The organism is Streptomyces vulcanius, assembly GCF_042653945.1.
GTDB classification, from domain to species: Bacteria; Actinomycetota; Actinomycetes; order Streptomycetales; family Streptomycetaceae; genus Streptomyces; species Streptomyces mangrovi.
Genome location: NZ_JBHSFK010000026.1, coordinates 78689 through 99029, shown reverse-complemented (window position 1 = coordinate 99029; position 20341 = coordinate 78689). Strand labels below are relative to the sequence as shown.

The window sequence follows — 20341 nt, the reverse complement described above, 5'->3', positions numbered from 1 at the left end:
TCAGCCCTCGTCGGTGAGGGCGTCCGGACGCGCATAGGTGCGGCCCTTCCAGGCCGCACCCCGGCCCCGGTAGTGCTGCACCGCGGAGTCCACCGTCATCAGCAGATACAGGAACGCGGTGAACGGCAGCAGGGGAGCGAGCCACAGCGGCTGACCGTAGTAGCGCAGCATCGGGACGTACGTCCCCGTCATCACCAGCCACGCCAGCCCGCCGAGCACCGCCGTCGCCGTACCGCCCGCGGTGAGCCCCACGAACAGGGCGAGCGGCGGCACCAGATACACCAGCGCCAGACCGAGCACCGTACCGGCGAGCAGCAGCGGGTTGTGCCGCAGCTGCGCGTAGGCGCTGCGCGAGACCATCCGCCACAGGTCGTGCAGCCCGGGATAGGGACGGACGCTGTCCACCCGCTCCGCGAGCCCCAGCCAGATGTGCCCGCCCGCCCCCCGCACGGCCCGCGCGAGCGCCACGTCGTCGATGACGGCGTGCCGGACGGCGTCCGGGATCCGGGCCCGTACCGCCGTCTCGGTGCGCAGCAGGACACAGCCGCCCGCCGCCGCCGTCGTCCTCGCGCCGGGCCGCCCGATCCTGCGGAACGGATACAGCTGCGCGAAGAAGTAGACGAAGGCCGGCACGACCAGCCGCTCCCAGAGGCTCTCCACACGCAGCCGCGCCATCTGGGAGACCATGTCGAAGCCCCCGGTGCGCGCCGCCGCCACCAGCTCCCGCAGACTGTCGGGCGCGTGCGCGATGTCGGCGTCCGTGAGCAGCAGGAACTCCGGCTCACGCGCGCGTGCCAGTGTGATGCCGTGGCGCACCGCCCACAGCTTCCCGGTCCAGCCGGCGGCCGGTTCGCCCGGTGCGTCCACGGTCAGCGGCAGCCCGCCGTGCCGCAGGGCGAGTTCGCGCGCCAGCTCTCCGGTGCCGTCCGAACTGCCGTCGTCGACAAGGAAGACCTCCGCCCGCCCCGGGTAGTCCTGGGCGAGGAGCGACGGCAGGCTCGACGGCAGCACCGCCGCCTCGTCCCGCGCGGGGACGACCACACAGACCGACGGCCACTCGGCCGGCTCCGTACGGGGCGGGAGCCTCACGTCCGTACGCCAGAAGAAGCCCTGACAGAGCAGCAGCCACAGCCAGGCGGCCAGCGAGACGGCGGCGATCCACACGATGGCGCTCACCCGCGCAGTCTGCCCCACCCGGCCGGGAGCGAAAGGCACATCGTCTATGGTGGCCGGGTGAAGATCGCGCTCATGGACTCCGGAATCGGGCTGCTGGCGGCCACTGCCGCGGTACGGCGCCTGCGGCCCGACGCCGATCTCGTGCTCTCCCTCGACCCCGACGGCATGCCCTGGGGTCCACGCACCCCCGAGGACCTCACCGGGCGCGCCGTGGCCGTCGCCGAGGCCGCGGCGGCGCGCCGGCCCGACGCCCTCATCATCGGCTGCAACACCGCGACCGTGCACGCCCTGCACACCCTGCGCGCCCGCCTCGAACCGGGCATCCCGGTGGTCGGCACCGTCCCGGCGATCAAACCGGCCGCGTCCGGCGGCGGACCCGTCGCCATCTGGGCCACGCCCGCCACCACCGGCAGCCCCTACCAGCGCGGCCTCATCGAGGACTTCGCCGACGGCGTCACGGTCACCGAGGTCCCCTGCTGGGGCCTGGCCGAGGCCGTCGAGCACGCGGACGAGACGGCGATCGACGCCGCCGTCACCGCGGCAGCCGCGCTGACACCCGAGAACGTAACGACCGTCGTCCTGGGCTGCACCCATTACGAACTCGTCGAGGACCGCATCCGCGCCGCCCTCCAGCACCCCGGCCGGCCGCCCCTCGTCCTGTACGGCTCGGCCGACGCCGTGGCGGCGCAGGCCCTGCGCCGCATCGGAGCGCGGCCCGCACCCGAAGCCACCGCCCTCGGCAGCGTGACCGTCCTGCTCAGCGGGCGCGAGGGCGCCCTGCCGCTGCCCGCGCTCGCCTACCCGGAGGGCCGCCTCCTCCAGACAGCCGGCAGCCCCGCCACCTGACGGGACCCCCGCTCGGCCCAGTCACCCTGCGCAACGCCCTACCCGCGCAGCGAAACCTGAGTAATCTCATTTCCATGAGGGACCACCCCCACGGCGGGGAAACCCCGCACCCCGATGTCTGGACCGGCCGTGCCACGAACCGGTTCCAGTGGCTGCTCGCGCTGGTCGGCGCGGCCTGTATGGCACTCGGCATCGAGCTCGCCGTCGACTCGGCCTGGACCTCCGGCAGCGTTCCCCTTGTCATGTCCGTGGTGGGCTGTATCGCCGCCGGACTCCTGGTCCTCTTCGGCACGCTCGCCTTCGTCCACGTCGACCTGAGACTCGACAAGGAGTCGCTCGAGGTGCGCTGCGGCCACATCGGCGTACCGCGCCGCCGGATCCCGCTGTCCCATGTCGCGGGCGCCGAGTTCGAACCCCATGTCACCCCGCGCCACTGGGGCGGCTGGGGCTACCGCTGGCGCCCCGAGAAGGGCACCGCCGTCGTCGTACGCCGTGGTGAGGGTGTCGTACTGCGCCTGTGGGACGGCCATACGTTCACGATCACCGTGGACGACGCGGAGAGCGCCGTACGCGCCATCAAGGCACGGCTGCGGACGGGGACACCGGGCGCGGCGCACTGAGCCTTGCACGGACATGACGGCCGCCCGGGCTGGTGAACCCTTCAGCCGACCGGTCGGCCGTGGCCGCGTAACTCTCCCGCCGGCTCCTGTGCGATGCCGTCCGCGAGCGGCCGGGCCGTGGCCAGTCCCGCCAGCAGGCCCGCGCCGACCGACACCGCGGTGAAACTCAGCGCGTTGCCGACGGCGGCCAGTGCCGCGAGCGCGGTGAGCGCGGCGCCCGTCGTGAGGACGACCGGGGTCGGACGCGGCGCGGCCCACAGCGCGCACAGCACCCAGCAGAAGCCCGCCGCGAGAACCAGCACACCGACGACACCCTGCTCCGCGGCCAGCTGAAGCGCCGCCGAGTGCGGCCTGCCGTCGTAGGGCGTCGACTGCGCCGCCGCGACGCTCAGCTCACCGAAGCGTCCCGGTCCGACACCCAGTCCGGTGTGGCGGTCCGCCAGCCCCAGCGCGTCGCGCCACAGGGCGATCCGGTGCGGCGTCAGCACGTCCTCCAGGGACCCGGTGAGGCCGCCGGACAGCGCGTTCCCGGCGACCGCCCAGGTCAGGCAGGTCACCAGCGCCGCCGCCAGACCCAGCACGGCGAGCACCGGCGCCCGGCGGCGGACGCGGCCCGCGGCCAGGCCGCACAGCAGCACGGCACCGCACGTCACGACGGCCGCCGTCGAACCGAGCAGCGCTCCGGTGACCACGACGGCCCCGGCCAGCAGCCACAGGGCCAGCCGCAGCAGGCGTACGGGCGTCGCCCGGGCCGCGCAGCACGCCGCACCGGCCGACAGCGCCAGCACCGCCGCCGTGGCACCCGCGTGGCCCAGGGGCGCGTCGGCCCCGGGTCCCGGCGGAAGCCGGGGCAGGGCCACCGCCAGGGCGAGCCCGGCCAGCGCCGCGGTACCGGGCGCGGCCACCGGCAGCAGCACCCCCAGGATCCGTCCGGCCGCGTACCCGGCGGCCACGGCCAGCACCGCGAGCAGCACGCCCTCGGGGCGCCCGCCGTGCACGGCCGCGGTGACCAGGGACCAGACGGCACAGGCCCCGAGCACCACGACGCCCGCCGCGTCCAGAACGTTGTGTCTCTCCCCGTCGGCGCCCACGGACGACGCCGTCCCTCTGGAACCCGTGGCCCCCACCCGTCCCCCCGAACCCGGTCGCCCCCCGGCCTGTTCGAACCCCGGACGCGTGTGCGACAAGGGCTCTCGGTCACCGTAACGGCTGATGGGCGGTTTGGGGATGCGTCGTGCCCAGGCCGGCGGACCACCCCGGACCGCGCTGTCCGCCGAAAGGGCACCCGCCGTACACTCCCGGAGTGACCGTCACCGCAACTTCCGTGGGCCAGCCGGACCAGCGGGAACCCCAGGCCGCGCCGGCCCCGCGCCGCCCCTGGCTCCCGCGTCTCGTGCCGCCCGCCGCAGCGGCGCTCTCCGGAGTGCTGCTCTACGTCAGTTTCCCGCCACGCACCCTGTGGTGGCTGGCCCTCCCGGCGTTCGCCGGTTTCGGCTGGGTGCTGCGCGGACGCGGCTGGAAGGCGGCCCTCGGTCTCGGCTACCTCTTCGGCCTGGGATTTCTGCTCCCGCTGCTGGTGTGGACGGGTGTCGAGGTCGGCCCCGGCCCCTGGCTCGCCCTGGTCGCCATCGAGGCGATGTTCGTCGCCCTGGTCGGCGTCGGTGTCGCCAAGGTGTCGAAACTGCCGGCCTGGCCGGTGTTCGCAGCCGCCCTCTGGATCGCCGGCGAGGCGGCACGCGCGCGTTTCCCGTTCCGCGGCTTCCCCTGGGGCAAGATCGCCTTCGGCCAGGCGGACGGTGTCTTCCTCCCGCTCGCAGCGCTGGGCGGCACCCCCGTCCTCGGCTTCGCGGTCGTCCTGAGCGGCTTCGGCCTGTACGAGATCGTCCGCCTGGTGCTGGAGCGGCGGCGCACCGGTGAGGTACGGCGGTCCGCCGCCGCCGTGGCGCTGCTCAGCGTGGCCGTCCCGGTCGTGGGCGCGGTGGCCGCGCGCTCGCTGGTCAGCGACAAGGCGGAGGACGGCACCGCGACGGTCGCCGTCATCCAGGGCAACGTCCCCCGGGCCGGCCTGGAGTTCAACGCCCAGCGCCGGGCCGTCCTCGACTACCACGCGCGTGAGACGGAGCGCCTGGCCGCCGAGATCAAGGCGGGCAAGGTGGCCCGGCCCGACTTCGTGCTGTGGCCGGAGAACTCCTCCGACATCGACCCGTTCGCCAACGCCGACGCGGCGGCCGTCATCGACAAGGCGGCCAAGGCGATCGGCGCCCCCATCTCGGTCGGCGGCGTCGTCGAGCGCGGCGGCAAGCTGTACAACGAGCAGATCCTGTGGGACCCGGTGAAGGGCCCCACCCAGACCTACGACAAGCGGCAGATCCAGCCCTTCGGCGAGTACCTCCCGCTGCGCTCGCTCATCGGGGCGATCAACAGCGACTGGACGTCGATGGTCAGCCAGGACTTCAGCCGGGGCACCAAGCCGGGCGTGTTCGACATGGACAACGCCAAGGTGGGCCTGGTCACCTGCTACGAGGCAGCCTTCGACTGGGCCGTGCGCTCCGAGGTCACCGACGGCGCCCAGCTGATCTCGGTGCCCAGCAACAACGCCACCTTCGACCGCAGCGAGATGACCTACCAGCAGCTCGCCATGTCCCGGATCCGCGCCGTCGAGCACAGCCGCACCGTGACCGTTCCCGTGACCAGCGGCGTCAGCGCGATCATCATGCCGGACGGGAGGATCACCCAGAAGACCGGCATGTTCGTCGCCGACTCCCTGGTGCAGAAGGTTCCGCTGCGCTCCTCGGAGACGCCCGCGACCCGGCTCGGCATCCTCCCCGAGATCGCCCTGGTGCTCGTCGCCGCGGGCGGCCTGGGCTGGGCGATCGGCGCGGGCCTGCGCACCCGGCGGTCCGCTCGGGCATAGCGGGGAACCGCTCGGGCATAGCGGGGGACCGGCCCGGATAGGGTCGGACCATGCCGACTCCTGACTTCATCACCGAGATCCGGGCCGCCGCGGGTCACCAGCTGCTCTGGCTCCCCGGCGTGAGCGCCGTCGTCCTCGACGACGAGGGCCGGGTCCTGCTGGGGCAGCGCGCGGACAACCGGGAGTGGTGCGTGATCTCGGGCATCCCGGACCCGGGCGAGCAGCCCGCCGACTGCGCCGTGCGCGAGGTGTACGAGGAGACGGGCGTCCGGTGCGTCCCCGAGCGCATCGCCCTGATCCGCTCCGGGAGCCGGATCGAGTACCCCAACGGCGACCGGTGCCAGTTCATGGACGTCACCTTCCGCTGCCGGGCCGTCGGCGGCGAGGCCCGCGTCAACGACGACGAGTCCCTGGATGTGGGCTGGTTCGCCGTGGACGCCCTGCCGTCGATGCGGGAACGACAGCTCTTCCGGATCAAGCAGGCACTCGCCGACGAGCCCACCTGGTTCGCGACGACGCTGTGAGTTCCGCGCTGTGAGTTCCCCCACCTAGCCTTGCCGAAGCGACGAAGGCTTACCTACGTTCGGGCGCATGTCCTCCTTCGACGTCGACCTGACCGCGCACGAGATGCTCCGGCGCAGTCACGTCCTGGCAGCCCTCGGCCCCGACTGGGACCCCGTCGCGGTCCTGCGCGGCGAGGAAGAGGCGAACGACCTGCTGTACTCCGGTCTCGACGACGAGCAGCAGCGCGTGTACGACGAGCTGGTCGCGGCCGGGGTGCTGCCCCCGAGAGGGGGCGGCAGTGCTGCCGCTTGACCCGCAGGCCGACATCGGCCGCCGGGCCTGGGTGGCCTGCCCGAACTGCGACGACCGCCAGGGCTGCGACCCCTGCGCGCAGGGGCGCACCTGCTCCACGCACTGGCGCTACCTGCTCTCCAACACGGGCAGCCTGCTTCACCTGCAGTGCCCGTCCTGCACCCACGTCTGGGAGCACGAGACCCACTTCGGGGCCACCCGCTCCCGCTGGCGGCGCGTGATCGACGGCCTGCGGGAGCAGTGAGGCCGGACGGCGGAGCGACACCTGCTTTCGGATGACCTCACCGACTGTCTCCGGGGAGGTCCGGCGGACGTGACCGACGATCGCTGACGGCGGTCATCCCCGTCTGCCGTTCGTCCGCCCGGAGGCAGCCGTGCACATCCTGCTGGTAGCCAGCGCGTTCAACAGCCTCACCCAGCGCGTCCACGCCGAGCTGCGCGACCGCGGCCACCGCGTCGCCGTGGAGCTGGCCCTGCCGGACGTCCCGCTGCCGGAGGCCGTACGGCGGCACGACCCGCAGCTCGTCCTCGCGCCGATGCTGAAGACGGCGATCCCCGAAGAGGTGTGGACGGCGTACACCTGCCTGGTCGTCCATCCCGGGCCGGTGGGCGACCGGGGGCCGTCCTCCCTGGACTGGGCGATCCACGAGGGCGCCGCCGACTGGGGCGTCACCGTCCTGCGGGCCGGGGCGGAGATGGACGCCGGTGACGTGTGGGCGTCGGTGCCGTGCCGGGTGCCTCAGGTGGCCAAGAGCGCGCTGTACCGCGGCGAGGTCGGTGACGCCGCGCTCGCCGCCGTCCTGCTCGCGGTGGAGCGCTTCGCCGACGGGACCTACGCGCCGCGCAAGCAGGACGGACCGGTGTGCGTACGGCCGTATCTCGACCAGGGCGTCCGGCGGATCGACTGGGCCCGGGACTCCACCCGGACCGTCCTGCGCAAGCTGCGGGCCGCCGACTCGCAGCCCGGGGTGCTGGACATGTTCCTCGGCGGCGAGTGGTACCTGCACGGCGGCCACCCCGAGGGCGTGCTGCGCGGCCGTCCGGGCGAGTTCCTGGCCACCCGGGCCGGAGCGGTCTGCCGGGCCACGACCGACGGCGCCGTGTGGATCCCGGAGCTGCGGCCCCGGCGCGTGCCCGGGCGGCCGCCCACTTACAAGCTGCCCGCCACAGCGGCCCTCGGCGACCGGCTGCCGCCCCTGCCCGAGGCGCAGGAGCCCACCTGGACGGACATCCGCTACCGGGAGGAGGGCGACGTCGGCTTCCTCTCCTTCTCGTTCCCCGGCGGCGCCATGAGCACCGGTCAGTGCCGGCGTCTGCTCGCCGCCTACCGGGAGGCGTGCGCGCGGCCCACGTCCGTGCTGGTGCTGGGCGGTGAGCGGGACTTCTTCTCCAACGGGATCCACCTGGGCGTCATCGAGGCCGCCACCGACCCGGCCGCCGAGTCCTGGGCGAACATCAACGCCATCGACGACCTGGTCGAGGCGGTCCTGACGACGACCGACCGGCTGGTGGTGTCGGCGGTCCCCGGCAACGCCGCGGCGGGCGGGGCGATGCTCGCCCTCGCGGCCGACGAGGTGTGGTGCCGCTCGGGCGCCGTACTGAACCCGCACTACCGCCTGATGGGGCTCTACGGCTCGGAGTACTGGACGTACACCCTGCCCCGCAGGGTGGGCCCGGCGGCGGCCGAACGGCTCATGCGGGAGGCGCTGCCGGTGAGCTCGGCGAGCGCTCGGCGCCTGGGACTCGTCGACCGGGTGGTGGACGGCGGCCCCTGCGCGTTCGCGGCGGAGGTCGCCCGCCTGGCCGCGCACCTGTCCGCCCTGCCGGCGACCACGGCCCGGATCGCCGCGAAGAAGACGGAGCTGGAGCTGCGGGAGAGCACGACCCCGCTGGCCGGGTACCGGGAGCGGGAGCTGGCCCGGATGCGCCGGACCTTCGACGACCCGGACGCCCCCTACCACGCCCTGCGCCGGGCCTTCGTCCGCAAGGAGCGCCCCCGGGGCACCCCGGAGCACCTCGCCCCCGTCTAAACCCCTCGCAGCCCGTCCGCCGCCGGATTCACCGGAACGGCCCCCCTCGGATCCCGTCGCGGCCGGACGGCTGATACGAAGAACCTCAGGGTCCGAAATGTAGGACTTCATCCCTTACCTCCCCAGGAGGGGGTCCCATGACTGAGGCGACGTCGAAGACGGTCGGCGCTGCGGACACCGACGAGACACCCACGATCCACATCCTCTGGATCAACGCCGGGCTGAGCTGCGACGGCGACTCGGTCGCGCTGACGGCGGCCATGCAGCCGAGCATCGAGGAGATCGTCCTCGGTGCGCTGCCCGGCCTGCCGAAGATCGCCGTGCACTGGCCGCTGATCGACTTCGAGTGCGGTCCGGTCGGCGGCGCGGACACGTTCATCGAGTGGTTCTTCAAGGGCGAGCGCGGTGAGATCGACCCGTTCGTACTGGTCGTCGAGGGGTCCGTCCCCAACGAGGCGATCAAGCCGGAGGGCTACTGGTGCGGCTTCGGCGACAACCCGGAGACCGGTCAGCCGATCACCACCAGCGAGTGGATCGACCGTCTCGCGCCCAAGGCCCTCGCGGTCGTCGCGATCGGCACCTGTGCCACGTACGGCGGCATCCACGCCATGGCGGGCAACCCGACCGGGGCGATGGGCGTGCCGGACTACCTCGGCTGGGACTGGAAGTCCCAGGCGGGCATCCCGATCGTGTGCGTCCCCGGCTGTCCGATCCAGCCGGACAACTTCGCCGAGACACTCACCTACCTGCTCTACCAGGCGGCCGGCTCGGCCCCGATGATCCCGCTGGACGACAAGCTCCGTCCGACCTGGCTGTTCGGGGCCACCGTCCACGAGGGCTGCGACCGTGCCGGCTACTACGAGCAGGGCGAGTTCGCGACGACCTACGACTCGCCGAAGTGCCTGGTCAAGATCGGCTGCTGGGGGCCGGTCGTCAAGTGCAACGTGCCCAAGCGCGGCTGGATGAACGGCATCGGCGGCTGCCCGAACGTCGGCGGCATCTGCATCGCCTGCACCATGCCCGGCTTCCCCGACAAGTTCATGCCGTTCATGGACGAACCCCCCGGCGCCAAGATCTCCAGCACGGCCAGCGGCGCGTACGGCGCCGTCGTCCGCAAGCTGCGCACGATCACGGCGAAGACCGTGGACAAGGAGCCCAAGTGGCGCCATACCGGCGACAAGATCACCACCGGCTACCGGCCGCCGTGGTGATCGCGGCTCAGTAACTCCCCCCACACACCCTCCCCGCGCAACGAAGGGCACGGCAAAGACGATGGCAAGGACGAAGGCGGCCGGCGACGGCAGCGGCCTGGTGGAGATGGCCTGGGACCCGATCACCCGGATCGTGGGCTCCCTCGGCATCCACACGAAGATCGACTTCAAGCAGAAGCGGGTCGCGGAGTGCTACAGCACGTCGTCGGTCTTCCGCGGCTACAGCGTCTTCATGCGCGGCAAGGACCCGCGCGACGCGCACTTCATCACCAGCCGGATCTGCGGGATCTGCGGCGACAACCACGCCACCTGCTCGGTGTACGCGCAGAACATGGCGTACGGCGTGAAGCCCCCGCACCTCGGTGAGTGGATCATCAACCTCGGCGAGTCCGCGGAGTACATGTTCGACCACAACATCTTCCAGGAGAACCTGGTCGGGGTCGACTACTGCGAGAAGATGGTCCGGGAGACCAACCCCGGCGTCCTCGAACTCGCCGAGCGCACCGAGGCCCCGCACGCCGCCGAGCACGGCTACCGCACGATCGCCGACATCATGCGCTCGCTCAACCCCCTGGAGGGCGAGTTCTACCGCGAGGCCCTCCAGGTCAGCCGGTACACACGCGAGATGTTCTGCCTCATGGAGGGCCGCCATGTGCACCCCTCCACGCTCTACCCGGGCGGCGTCGGCACCATCGCCTCCGTACAGCTCTTCACGGACTACCTCAGCCGCCTCATGCGGTACGTCGAGTTCATGAAGCGCGTCGTGCCCCTGCACGACGACCTGTTCGACTTCTTCTACGAGGCCCTGCCCGGGTACGAGGAGGTCGGCCGCCGGCGTGTCCTGCTCGGCTGCTGGGGCGCGCTCAACGACCCCGAGTACTGCGACTTCACCTACGCCAACATGACGGACTGGGGCCGGCGGATGTTCGTCACGCCCGGCATCATCGTCGACGGCAAGCTGGTCACCAACGACCTCACCCAGATCAACCTCGGCATCCGCATCCTGCTGGGCAGCTCCTACTACGAGGACTGGCAGGGTCAGGAACAGTTCGTCACCCACGACCCGCTCGGCAACCCGGTGGACCCGCGCCACCCGTGGAACCAGCACACCATCCCCGCCCCGCAGAAGCGGAACTTCGACGACAAGTACAGCTGGGTGATGTCCCCGCGCTGGTTCGACGGCAAGGACCACCTCGCCCTGGACACCGGCGGCGGCCCCATCGCCCGCCTGTGGTCCACCGCCCTGTCCGGGCTCGTCGACATCGGCTACGTCAAGGCCACCGGCCACAGCGTGGTCATCAACCTGCCGCGCACCCTGACCAAGCCGGAGACCACCTTCGAGTGGAAGATCCCGAAGTGGTCCAACGCGCTGGAGCGTAACCGCGCCCGCACCTACTTCCAGGCGTACGCCGCCGCCGTCGCCCTGCACTGCGCGGAGAAGGGCCTGGCGGAGGTCCGCGCCGGACGCACCCAGACCTGGGAGAAGTTCGAGGTCCCGGACGAGAGCATCGGCGTCGGCTTCACCGAGGCCGTCCGCGGTGTCCTCTCCCACCACATGGTGATCCGCGACGGCAAGATCGCCAACTACCACCCGTACCCGCCGACCCCCTGGAACGCCAGCGTCCGCGACTCCTACGGCACCCCGGGTCCGTACGAGGACGCCGTGCAGAACACCCCGATCTTCGAGGAGAACACCCCGGAGAACTTCAAGGGCATCGACATCATGCGCGCCGTCCGCAGCTTCGACCCCTGTCTGCCCTGCGGAGTCCACATGTACGTCGGCGGCGGCAAGACCGTGAAGACCATGCACGTCCCCACCGGCCTGAGCGGACTCGGCGGATGAGCGCGCCCACGACGGCGGCCCGGCCGGCGAACGCCGAGCAGACCGGGCGCCGTATCGAGGAGGTCCTGGACCGGATGGCCGCGAGCGGCGACCCCGCCGCCGCGGCGGCCGAGGAACTCGTCCGGTCCCTCATGGACTTCTACGGCGCCGGCCTCGCCCGCGCCCTCCAGGTGCTGTCCGCCGCCCCCGGGGGCGTCCCGGGAGCACTGCTCGGCGACGAACTGGTCGCGAGCCTGCTCGTCCTGCACGACCTGCACCCCGAGGACCGCGACACCCGCATCGGCCGGGCCCTGGACAGCCTCCGGGACCAGGAGCTGGAGGTCGCGGGCTTCGACGAGGAGAGCGGTGCGCTGCGGCTGCGCTCCCGGGCGAGCGGCGGCTGCTGCGGCTCGGGCACGGACGCCGAAGAGGCCGCGCGGGCCGCCCTCGCCTGCTTCGCGCCCGAGGTCCGGGAGGTCGTCGTGGAGCCGGCACCCGCACTGCTCCAGATCGGCAGTTCTCCGGCGCCGACGGGGAACCGATGAACGCTCGGGGACTGCGCAGGTTCCTCACCGAGCGTCCGCCGCGGCCCGAGCGGTGCGAACTGTGCGCGGCCGTGGTGCCGGACGGCCACCGCCACCTGGTCGACACCGAGAAACGCGCCCTCGTCTGCGCCTGCGGCCCCTGCGCGCTGCTGATGGAGACACCGGGTGCCGCCGCGGGCCGCTTCCGCGCGGTCCCGGACCGGTATCTGAGCGACCCCGCGCACCGTCTCGACGACGGTGCGTGGGACGCGCTCCAGATCCCGGTCGGCGTCGCCTTCTTCTTCCGCAACGCCGCCCTCGACCGGCTGGTCGCCCTCTACCCCAGCCCGGCCGGCGCCACCGAGAGCGAACTCGAACCCGCCACCTGGACGGAGGTCCTCGGCGGCAGCCGGCTCGCCGAGGCCCTCGAACCGGACATCGAGGCGCTGCTGCTGCGCCGCACCGAAGGCCGGATCGAGTGCCACCTCGTCCCCATCGACATCTGCTACGAACTCGTCGGCCGTATGCGGCTGTTGTGGCAGGGCTTCGACGGCGGGGCCGAGGCCCGGGCCGCCCTGGACGCCTTCTTCGCGGACGTCCGGCGCCGCGCCCGGCCGGTGAAGGAGGCGGTCCACCCATGACGGAGTTCTCGTTCGCCTGCACCGGCGTACGCGCCGACCGGTACGCCGCCGGACCCACCCTCGTCTTCCGGCTGCGCGTCACGGCCTCCGGCGACACCCCCGTGCACGCCCTCGCCCTGCGCTGCCAGATCCGTATCGAACCCGCCCGCCGCGGCTACGCGTCCGCCGAGGCCGACGGCCTCACCGACCTCTTCGGCGAGCGCTCCCGCTGGGGCAGCACCCTCCAGCCCGTGCAGTTCGCGCAGGTCTCCCTGATGGTGCCGAGCTTCACCGGCGAGACCGAGACCGATCTCGTCGTGCCCTGCACCTACGACATGGACATCGCCGCCACCCGCTACCTCGCCGCCCTCACCGACGGCGAGGTCCCGCTGCTGATGCTGTTCTCCGGTACGGCCTTCACCGGCGCCGCCGGCTTCCGGGTCGAACCCGTCCCGTGGGACCGGGAGGCGACATACCGGATGCCGGTCGCCACCTGGCGGGAGATGGTCGAGCAGCACTTCCCCGGCTGCGGCTGGATCCGGCTGCCCAGCGACACCATGGACGCCCTCCTCGCCTACCGCTCACGCCATGCCCTGCCCTCCTGGGAGGCGACGGTCAAAGCGCTGCTCGACACCCCCGACCCACCAGTGAACGACCCGTTCCGCGCGCTCACCGGCACCACCGGAAGGACCGACCCGTGACCGTGACCGCGTTCGCCCCCGAGACCGAGGAGCGGTTCGCCCTCGCCCGGCAGGTGGCCGACGCCGTGCTCTTCGAGGGGTACGTGCTCTACCCGTACCGCGCCTCGGCGGCCAAGAACCGGCTGCGCTGGCAGTTCGGCGTGCTGGTGCCGCCCGCATGGGGCGCCGACTGCGAGGAGCACGACTTCCAGCACACCGAGTGCCTGATGGAACCGAAGGCGGACGCCACCCTCTCGGTCGAGGCACGCTTCCTGCACGCCCGGCGCCGCACCGTGCAACGCGCCCTTCCCGGCGGCGACTTCGAGACCGTGCCCGAACTCCACCTCGAGGACCGGGTGTTGGTGCCCTGGGACGAAGGTGACGAGGAACGCGTCGAGTTGGTGGCCTCGGTGGAACAACTCCTCGGCGACGGCGTCGAGTTCCCCTTCCTCCGCCCCGCCCGCGACGACACCGAGCCGGTTGTCGACGCGGCCGGGCGGACCGTCGGCCGACTGGTCCGGCGGAGCGCGGGGATCAGCGGGACCGTACGGCTGTCGGCCCGCGAACTCGACGGCCCCTACCGGGTGTTGAGACTCACCGCGATTGTGGAGAACACCACCGCGTGGACACCTCCGGAAGGCTGTGCCGCCGACCGGGACGCGGCGCTGCCGCACTCCCTGGTGGCCACCCACCTCCTCATGGCCCTCGACGCCGGCTCCTTCCTGTCGATGACCGATCCCCCCGAGTGGGCGAAGGGCGCGGTCGCCGCCTGCCGCAATCTGCACACCTGGCCGGTGCTCGCCGGCGAACCCGGCCGCGCGGACCTCGTGCTGTCCTCGCCGATCATCCTGGAGGACCATCCGGCCATCGCTCCGGAGAGCCCCGGCGCGCTCTACGACTCCACCGAGATCGACGAGATCCTCGCGCTGCGCACCGCCGCGCTCACCGACGAGGAGAAGCGAGAGGCCCGCGGCACCGACGCGCGGGCGGCCGCGGTGATCGACCTCGCGGACTCGATGCCGGCCGAGGTGCTGGAACGTCTGCACGGCGCGGTGCGCAGCCTGCGGGAGGTCACCGGGGAGGCGGGATTCCCGGACGAGCTCGGGGTGCGGCGCCCCGACACGCCCTGGTGGGACCCGGCGAGCGACGCGGGCTTCGACCCCGAGCACGACACGGTGGTCGTCGACGGGCGGTCGGTGGGGAAGGGCAGCCGCGTCGAGCTGCGGCCCGGTCTGCGGCACACCGACGCCCAGGACCTGTTCCTCCAGGGCCGCACCGCGACCGTCGAGGCCGTACTGCACGACGTCGACGGCACGGTGCATCTCGCGGTGACCGTCGAGGGCGACCCGGGCGCCGACATCCGCCGCGAACAGGGCCGCTACCTCTACTTCCAGCCCGACGAGGTCGTACCCCTGGAGGACCGGCCATGAAGCGGACCCTCGTCGCCGGCATCGGCAACATCTTCCTCCACGACGACGGCTTCGGCGTGGAGACCGCCCGCCTGCTCACCGAACGGCCACTGCCGGAACACGTCGAGGTCGTGGACATCGGCGTACGCGGTGTGCATCTCGCCTACCAGCTCCTCGACGGCTACGACACCCTCGTCCTCGTCGACGCCACGGCCCGAGGCGAGGCCCCCGGCACGCTGTACACCATCGAGTACGACGGTTCCGGCGCCGACACCGGAGGCGTCCCCGCGATCGACGGTCACCGCATGACCCCCGACGCCGTCCTCGCGCTGCTGGACACCCTGTGTGCCGGCACCGACGGACAGCCGCCCCGGCGCGTCCTGATCGTCGGCTGCGAACCGGCCTCGGTCGACGAGGGCATCGGACTCAGCACGCCGGTCGCCGACGCCGTACCCAGGGCCGTACAGCTGATCGAACAGCTGCTGCGGGACGGCGAGCCGTCCGTGGCACCCGCCTCAACCAGAGGAGAGACAGGATGAAGAAGATCATTGTCGGTGGCGCGGCGCTTGTGGTGGCCGCTGTGGTCGTCGAGGTGTTCCCCGACGTCAGGCGCTACCTGAGGATCCGCCGCATGTGAACCGGGGGCGGGTACGCCCGCGCTTGCGGCGAACGGCGTACCCGCCCGCCCCACGACGGCGTGCCTGGCCGGACCGCCCCGGCGCCTCACCTCTAATGAAGGCCGGCCCCGGGAGGACGGAGACCGATGCACGAGATGTCCGTGGCGCTCGCCGTGATCGACCAGGTGGAGACGGCCGCCGCCGAGGCGGGAGACGTCACGGCGGTGCGCTCGGTACGCCTCCAGGTCGGCGAACTCGCCGGAGTCGTCCCCGACTCGCTCACCTTCTGCTTCGAACTCGCCTGCGCCGGAACCCTGCTGGAAGGCGCCGAACTCGTCACCGAGGCGGTGCCCGGCCGGGCCCGCTGCACCGCCTGCGCCCACGAATGGGCCGTCGGCATGCCACCCCGGCTGACCTGCCCCGCCTGCGACGGGACGCGCACCGACCTGCTCACGGGCCGCGAACTGCAGATCGTCGGCGTGCGCTGGGAGGACGGCGCGCCGCCCCCGCACGCCCCTACCCGCGCACCGATCCCCGAGGAGTGCTGAACCATGTGTCGTGCCGTCGACCTGCGGCAGGCCGTGCTCGCGAAGAACGACGCCGGCGCAGAGGTGCTGCGTGGCAACCTCGCGGCCCGCGGCACCACCGTCGTCAACCTGCTGTCCAGCCCCGGCAGCGGAAAGACCGCGCTGCTCGAACGTGAACTCCTCCTCGCCCGGGAGCGGTCGGTGCCCGTCGCGGCGCTGACCGCCGACCTCGCCACCGAGAACGACGCGGCCCGGCTGGCCCGCTCGGGAGTCCCCGTCAAGCAGGTCCTCACCGACGGCCTCTGCCATCTGGAGGCCGGCATGCTCGCCCAGCACCTGGTGGGCTGGCTGCCCGACGACACCCGGCTGCTGTTCGTGGAGAACGTCGGCAACCTGGTCTGCCCCGCGTCCTACGACCTCGGCGAGACGCTCAGAGTCGTCCTGGCGTCCGTGACGGAGGGCGAGGACAAGCCGCTCAAGTACCCCACCGCCTTCGGCCTCGCCCATCTGGTCGTGATCACCAAGACGGACATCGCGCGGGCGGTCGAGTTCGACGAGGACGCCTTCCGCGCGAACGTGGAGCAGGTCAACCCGGGTGTCGACATCGTCCTCACCTCCGCGCGGCGGGGGCAGGGGACCGGCGCGGTGCTCGACCGGGCGCTCGCGGCGGCATCGGGAGAGCCCCCGCACCGACCGGTCATGGCCCGTGCGACCCATACGCATGCGCATGCGGTCGGCGATCTGACCCACACCCATTCGTGAGCACTCCCTCGCTGCGCCGCCGGGTCGTCGTCCGGGGAGTGGTACAGGGCGTGGGCTTCCGGCCGTACCTCTACGGCCTCGCCACCGAACTCGCCCTGATCGGGCATGTGACCAACACCCCGGAGGGCGTCGTCGCCGAGGTCGAGGGCAGTGTCGCGGCCGTGGCCCAGTTCTGCGACCGGATCGCCGTCCAGGCGCCCCCGTTGGCCCGGGTGGAGTCCGTCCACCACCAGGAACTGCCCGCCACCGGAGGCGAGGCGTTCACCATCCTCGCCTCCCGCGGCGACGGTCCGGCCCGTACGCTCGTCTCCCCGGACACGGCCACCTGTACCGACTGCCTCGCCGAACTGGCCGACCCTGCGGACCGGCGCCATCGGCACCCCTTCGTCAACTGCACCCACTGCGGCCCCCGCTTCACCATCGTCACCGGCGTCCCCTACGACCGCGCCCACACCACCATGGCCGGCTTCGCGATGTGCGCCGACTGCGCCCGCGAGTACGGCGATCCGGCCGACCGGCGCTTCCACGCCCAGCCGGTCGCCTGCCCGCAGTGCGGGCCGCGGCTGCGCCTGATCGGGGCGGGGGCCGTCGGCGATCCGGTCGCCGAGGCCCGCGCGCTGCTCGCACGCGGTGCGATCCTCGCCGTGAAGGGGCTGGGCGGCTACCACCTGGCCTGTGACGCCGCGAACGCCGAGGCCGTCACGCTCCTGAGGCGTCGCAAGGCGCGGGGCGACAAGCCGTTCGCCGTCATGGCGAGGAGCGCGGACGACGCCGAGCACCTTGTGCGTCTCGGCCCGGAGGAGCGGCGGCTGCTCGAGGACCCCGCCCGGCCCGTCGTGCTGCTGCGGCGACGCGTGGCGGACGCGCTTCAGGCCGTCGCGCCCGGCAGCCCCGACCTCGGTGTGATGCTGCCGTACACCCCCGTCCACCATCTGCTGCTCGGTCTGCCCGGCGACCCCGACGGACCCCGGCTGCTCGTCATGACCAGCGGCAACTCGGCCGGTGAGCCGATCGTCACCGATGACGCCGAGGCGCTGGAGCGGCTGGCGCACCTGGCCGACGCCTGGCTCACGCACGACCGGCCGATCCATGTCCCCTGCGACGACTCCGTGGTCCGGGTCTGCGACGGAAGGCCGCTGCTGATCCGCCGCTCGCGCGGCTACGCGCCGCTGCCCGTCCCGCTGCCGCTGCCCGTACGGCCCGCCCTCGCCGTCGGAGGGGACCTCAAGAACGCCTTCTGTCTCGGATCCGGCCGCCGGGCCTGGCTGTCGGCGCACATCGGCGACATGGACGACCTCCGCACCCAGCACGCCTTCGAACGCGCGGTGGGACAGCTGGAGTCCATCACGGGCGTCCGGCCCGAGACCCTGGCGGCCGACCGGCATCCCGGCTACCGCTCCACCGGGTGGGCCGAGCGGAACGCCGCCGGGCGGACCGTCGTACACGTCCAGCACCACCACGCGCATGTCGCCGCCGCGATGGCCGAGCACGGGCTGGACGGCGGGCGGCCGGTGATCGGCGTCGCCTTCGACGGCACGGGACACGGCGACGACGGGGCCGTGTGGGGCGGGGAGTTCCTGCTCGCGGACTACGACGGCTTCACCCGGTTCGGGCATCTCGCGTACGTCCCGCTGCCCGGCGGCGACGCCACGGTGCGCAGGCCGTACCGGATGGCGCTGGCCCATCTGCGGGCGGCGGGCCTGGACCGGTCCGCCGACCTTGCCTGTACGGCGGCCTGCCCGGCCGATGAACTCCGCCTTCTGGAACGGCAGTTGGAGCGGAACCTGAACTGTGTGCCCACCTCCAGCATGGGCCGGCTGTTCGACGCCGTGTCCTCGCTCGCCGGGGTGTGCCACCGGGCCGGGTACGAGGCGCAGGCGGCCGTCGAGCTGGAGAGCGCCGCGCTGCGGGCACCCGCCGGGGACACCACCGCGTACGCCTTCGCGCTGCCTTCGGCGCAGGACGTCGTACGGGCCGATCCGGCGCCCGTCCTCGCGGCGATCGTCCGTGACCTGCGGGCTGGTGCGGGGCGGGAGGCCGTCGCGGCCCGGTTCCACCGGGGTGTGGCCGACCTGGTGCACCGGATGTGCCTGCGGGCGCGGGAGCGGCACGGGCTGGAGACCGTCGCCCTCACGGGCGGCGTGTTCGCCAACACGCTGCTCTCCTCGGCGTGCGCCGCCGCCCTGCGCGAGGACGGCTTCACGGTCCTGCGGCACCACCTGGTGCCGCCGAACGACGGCGGCCTGGCGCTCGGCCAGTTGATGGTGGCCGAGCGTCGGCTGATGGTGGCCGCCCGGGCGAGAACCACCCACTGAGCAGACCCACAGCGAGGAGAGGTCCATGTGCCTGGCGGTACCCGGCAAAGTGCTGGACATCGAGGAACGTGACGGCACCCGGATGGCGAGCGTCGACTTCGGCGGCGTCGTCAAGGAGGTGTGCCTGGAGTACCTGCCCGACCTCCGGGTCGGCGAGTACGCCATCGTCCACGTCGGGTTCGCCCTGCAGCGGCTGGACGAGGAGTCGGCCCGGCAGACACTCGAACTCTTTGCCGAACTCGGCATGTTGCAGGAGGAGTTCGGCGACCCGTGGGAGATGGCGGCGGCCGAGGCCGGCGTGGAGGAGGTGCGCGAGCCGTGAAGTACATCGACGAGTTCCAGGACCCGGAGCTGGCCCGCCGGCTCCTCGACGACATCCACGCCACGGTGACCCGGCCGTGGGCGCTCATGGAGGTCTGCGGCGGTCAGACCCACAGCATCATCCGGCACGGCATCGACCAACTCCTCCCGGACAAGGTCGAGTTGATCCACGGTCCGGGCTGTCCGGTCTGTGTGACCCCGCTGGAGGTCATCGACAAGGCCCTGGAGATCGCCTCCCGCCCGGACGTGATCTTCTGCTCCTTCGGCGACATGCTGCGGGTGCCGGGCACCGGCCGGGACCTGTTCCAGGTGCGCGGCGAGGGCGGGGACGTACGAGTCGTCTACTCGCCGCTCGACGCCCTGCGGATCGCGCGGCAGAACCCGGACCGGGAGGTGGTGTTCTTCGGCATCGGCTTCGAAACCACCGCGCCGCCCAACGCCATGACGGTCCATCAGGCCCGCAGGCTCGGCATCCGGAACTTCAGCATGCTGGTCTCCCATGTCCGGGTCCCGCCCGCCATCGAGGCGATCATGTCGTCGCCGGAGTGCCGGGTCCAGGGCTTCCTGGCGGCCGGGCACGTGTGCAGCGTGATGGGCACGGCGGAGTACCCGGAGCTGGCCGAACGCTTCCGGGTACCGATCGTCGTGACCGGCTTCGAGCCGCTGGACATCCTCGAAGGCGTACGCCGGACCGTCCGCCAGCTGGAACGCGGCGAACACACCGTCGGCAACGCCTACGCGCGGGCCGTCCGCCCGGAGGGCAACCCGGCCGCCCGCGCCATGCTGGAGGACGTCTTCGAGATCACCGACCGGGCCTGGCGCGGTATCGGCATCATCCCCGGCAGCGGCTGGCGGCTGTCGCCGAAGTACCGTGACCACGACGCCGAGTTCCGCTTCTCGGTCGAGGGGATCCAGACCCTCGAACCCGCCGAGTGCCGCAGCGGCGAGGTCCTTCAGGGCTTGCTGAAGCCGCACGAGTGCGAGGCCTTCGGCACCCTGTGCACCCCCCGCACCCCGCTGGGCGCCACCATGGTCTCCAGCGAGGGCGCCTGCGCCGCGTACTACCTCTACCGGCGCCTGGACGTCACCGCAGCCGCAAGCCGGGAGGCGAGCCCCGTTGTCTGACCTCGA

At 72.5% G+C, this 20341-nt stretch carries 22 protein-coding genes; 20 read left to right on the top strand and 2 right to left on the bottom strand.

Features of this window, described 5'->3' with window-relative positions:
• A complete protein-coding gene (locus ACFPIH_RS33890) occupies positions 1-1176 on the bottom strand; it encodes a glycosyltransferase (RefSeq protein WP_381166931.1) in 1176 nt (391 codons plus the stop codon).
• A 57-nt stretch (positions 1177-1233) separates the two neighbouring features.
• On the opposite strand from ACFPIH_RS33890, the gene ACFPIH_RS33885 reads away from it, so the two are divergent.
• Entirely contained in the window at positions 1234-2022 is a 789-nt protein-coding gene (locus ACFPIH_RS33885; protein WP_381166929.1) for a glutamate racemase, read from the top strand.
• Positions 2023-2096: 74 nt separating this feature from the next.
• Positions 2097-2642 carry a hypothetical protein gene (locus tag ACFPIH_RS33880; RefSeq protein WP_381166927.1) on the top strand — a complete coding sequence of 182 codons (546 nt, stop codon included), beginning with the start codon at positions 2097-2099 and terminating at the stop codon, positions 2640-2642.
• 41 nt (positions 2643-2683) lie between these two features.
• Here the strand turns inward: ACFPIH_RS33880 and ACFPIH_RS33875 are convergent, their stop codons facing one another.
• Positions 2684-3733 (bottom strand): O-antigen ligase family protein, encoded by a 1050-nt coding sequence (locus ACFPIH_RS33875; protein WP_381166925.1) that lies wholly within the window; start codon positions 3731-3733, stop codon positions 2684-2686.
• A 212-nt stretch (positions 3734-3945) separates the two neighbouring features.
• Between ACFPIH_RS33875 and lnt the strand changes: the two genes are divergently transcribed.
• The 18 genes from lnt (at position 3946) to hypD (ending at position 20335) form a co-directional block, all read left to right on the top strand.
• Positions 3946-5556: an apolipoprotein N-acyltransferase gene (lnt, locus tag ACFPIH_RS33870; RefSeq protein WP_381166923.1), complete on the top strand. Its 1611-nt coding sequence runs from the start codon at positions 3946-3948 to the stop codon at positions 5554-5556.
• A gap of 50 nt (positions 5557-5606) precedes the next feature.
• A complete protein-coding gene (locus tag ACFPIH_RS33865; RefSeq protein ID WP_381166921.1) occupies positions 5607-6080 on the top strand; it encodes an NUDIX hydrolase in 474 nt (157 codons plus the stop codon).
• 67 nt (positions 6081-6147) lie between these two features.
• Positions 6148-6372: a DUF6400 family protein gene (locus ACFPIH_RS33860; RefSeq protein ID WP_381166919.1), complete on the top strand. Its 225-nt coding sequence runs from the start codon at positions 6148-6150 to the stop codon at positions 6370-6372.
• A complete protein-coding gene (locus ACFPIH_RS33855; protein ID WP_381166917.1) occupies positions 6359-6616 on the top strand; it encodes a hypothetical protein in 258 nt (85 codons plus the stop codon). The genes ACFPIH_RS33860 and ACFPIH_RS33855 overlap by 14 nt, the downstream gene beginning before the upstream one ends.
• Before the next feature lie 130 nt (positions 6617-6746).
• On the top strand, positions 6747-8402 hold the full coding sequence (locus ACFPIH_RS33850) for an enoyl-CoA hydratase-related protein (protein WP_381166915.1): 1656 nt from the start codon (positions 6747-6749) through the stop codon (positions 8400-8402).
• 137 nt (positions 8403-8539) lie between these two features.
• Positions 8540-9613 (top strand): NADH-quinone oxidoreductase subunit B family protein, encoded by a 1074-nt coding sequence (locus ACFPIH_RS33845; protein ID WP_381166913.1) that lies wholly within the window; start codon positions 8540-8542, stop codon positions 9611-9613.
• A gap of 61 nt (positions 9614-9674) precedes the next feature.
• On the top strand, positions 9675-11456 hold the full coding sequence (locus ACFPIH_RS33840) for a nickel-dependent hydrogenase large subunit (protein WP_381166911.1): 1782 nt from the start codon (positions 9675-9677) through the stop codon (positions 11454-11456).
• Positions 11453-11980 carry a hypothetical protein gene (locus ACFPIH_RS33835; protein ID WP_381166909.1) on the top strand — a complete coding sequence of 176 codons (528 nt, stop codon included), beginning with the start codon at positions 11453-11455 and terminating at the stop codon, positions 11978-11980. Before ACFPIH_RS33840 ends, ACFPIH_RS33835 begins: the two co-directional genes overlap by 4 nt.
• Positions 11977-12600 (top strand): DUF5947 family protein, encoded by a 624-nt coding sequence (locus tag ACFPIH_RS33830; protein ID WP_381166907.1) that lies wholly within the window; start codon positions 11977-11979, stop codon positions 12598-12600. Before ACFPIH_RS33835 ends, ACFPIH_RS33830 begins: the two co-directional genes overlap by 4 nt.
• Positions 12597-13280 (top strand): DUF6084 family protein, encoded by a 684-nt coding sequence (locus ACFPIH_RS33825; RefSeq protein ID WP_381166905.1) that lies wholly within the window; start codon positions 12597-12599, stop codon positions 13278-13280. The genes ACFPIH_RS33830 and ACFPIH_RS33825 overlap by 4 nt, the downstream gene beginning before the upstream one ends.
• Complete coding sequence (locus ACFPIH_RS33820) at positions 13277-14689, top strand: hypothetical protein (RefSeq protein WP_381166903.1); 1413 nt, start codon at positions 13277-13279, stop codon at positions 14687-14689. The genes ACFPIH_RS33825 and ACFPIH_RS33820 overlap by 4 nt, the downstream gene beginning before the upstream one ends.
• Positions 14686-15207 carry a hydrogenase maturation protease gene (locus tag ACFPIH_RS33815; protein WP_381166901.1) on the top strand — a complete coding sequence of 174 codons (522 nt, stop codon included), beginning with the start codon at positions 14686-14688 and terminating at the stop codon, positions 15205-15207. Before ACFPIH_RS33820 ends, ACFPIH_RS33815 begins: the two co-directional genes overlap by 4 nt.
• Entirely contained in the window at positions 15204-15305 is a 102-nt protein-coding gene (locus tag ACFPIH_RS33810; RefSeq protein WP_381166899.1) for a DUF6893 family small protein, read from the top strand. Before ACFPIH_RS33815 ends, ACFPIH_RS33810 begins: the two co-directional genes overlap by 4 nt.
• 126 nt (positions 15306-15431) lie before the next feature.
• A complete protein-coding gene (gene hypA / locus ACFPIH_RS33805) occupies positions 15432-15833 on the top strand; it encodes a hydrogenase maturation nickel metallochaperone HypA (RefSeq protein ID WP_381166897.1) in 402 nt (133 codons plus the stop codon).
• 3 nt (positions 15834-15836) lie between these two features.
• Positions 15837-16574: a hydrogenase nickel incorporation protein HypB gene (gene hypB, locus ACFPIH_RS33800; RefSeq protein ID WP_381166895.1), complete on the top strand. Its 738-nt coding sequence runs from the start codon at positions 15837-15839 to the stop codon at positions 16572-16574.
• The gene (gene hypF, locus ACFPIH_RS33795; protein WP_381166893.1) at positions 16571-18889 is read left to right on the top strand and encodes a carbamoyltransferase HypF; all 2319 of its coding nucleotides are present in this window, start codon (positions 16571-16573) and stop codon (positions 18887-18889) included. The genes hypB and hypF overlap by 4 nt, the downstream gene beginning before the upstream one ends.
• Before the next feature lie 25 nt (positions 18890-18914).
• On the top strand, positions 18915-19211 hold the full coding sequence (locus tag ACFPIH_RS33790; RefSeq protein WP_381166891.1) for a HypC/HybG/HupF family hydrogenase formation chaperone: 297 nt from the start codon (positions 18915-18917) through the stop codon (positions 19209-19211).
• On the top strand, positions 19208-20335 hold the full coding sequence (gene hypD, locus ACFPIH_RS33785; protein ID WP_381166889.1) for a hydrogenase formation protein HypD: 1128 nt from the start codon (positions 19208-19210) through the stop codon (positions 20333-20335). Before ACFPIH_RS33790 ends, hypD begins: the two co-directional genes overlap by 4 nt.
• Positions 20336-20341 lie beyond the last annotated feature (6 nt).

What these genes read in the sequence shown, in the direction of transcription:
- ACFPIH_RS33880 (WP_381166927.1), top strand. Translation starts at nt 2,097, where the DNA reads ATGAGGGACCACCCCCACGGCGGGGAAACCCCGCACCCCGATGTCTGG.
- ACFPIH_RS33865 (WP_381166921.1), top strand. Translation starts at nt 5,607, where the DNA reads ATGCCGACTCCTGACTTCATCACCGAGATCCGGGCCGCCGCGGGTCAC.
- ACFPIH_RS33860 (WP_381166919.1), top strand. Translation starts at nt 6,148, where the DNA reads ATGTCCTCCTTCGACGTCGACCTGACCGCGCACGAGATGCTCCGGCGC.
- ACFPIH_RS33845 (WP_381166913.1), top strand. Translation starts at nt 8,540, where the DNA reads ATGACTGAGGCGACGTCGAAGACGGTCGGCGCTGCGGACACCGACGAG.
- ACFPIH_RS33840 (WP_381166911.1), top strand. Translation starts at nt 9,675, where the DNA reads ATGGCAAGGACGAAGGCGGCCGGCGACGGCAGCGGCCTGGTGGAGATG.
- ACFPIH_RS33835 (WP_381166909.1), top strand. Translation starts at nt 11,453, where the DNA reads ATGAGCGCGCCCACGACGGCGGCCCGGCCGGCGAACGCCGAGCAGACC.
- ACFPIH_RS33830 (WP_381166907.1), top strand. Translation starts at nt 11,977, where the DNA reads ATGAACGCTCGGGGACTGCGCAGGTTCCTCACCGAGCGTCCGCCGCGG.
- ACFPIH_RS33825 (WP_381166905.1), top strand. Translation starts at nt 12,597, where the DNA reads ATGACGGAGTTCTCGTTCGCCTGCACCGGCGTACGCGCCGACCGGTAC.
- ACFPIH_RS33815 (WP_381166901.1), top strand. Translation starts at nt 14,686, where the DNA reads ATGAAGCGGACCCTCGTCGCCGGCATCGGCAACATCTTCCTCCACGAC.
- ACFPIH_RS33810 (WP_381166899.1), top strand. Translation starts at nt 15,204, where the DNA reads ATGAAGAAGATCATTGTCGGTGGCGCGGCGCTTGTGGTGGCCGCTGTG.
- hypA (WP_381166897.1), top strand. Translation starts at nt 15,432, where the DNA reads ATGCACGAGATGTCCGTGGCGCTCGCCGTGATCGACCAGGTGGAGACG.
- hypB (WP_381166895.1), top strand. Translation starts at nt 15,837, where the DNA reads ATGTGTCGTGCCGTCGACCTGCGGCAGGCCGTGCTCGCGAAGAACGAC.
- ACFPIH_RS33790 (WP_381166891.1), top strand. Translation starts at nt 18,915, where the DNA reads ATGTGCCTGGCGGTACCCGGCAAAGTGCTGGACATCGAGGAACGTGAC.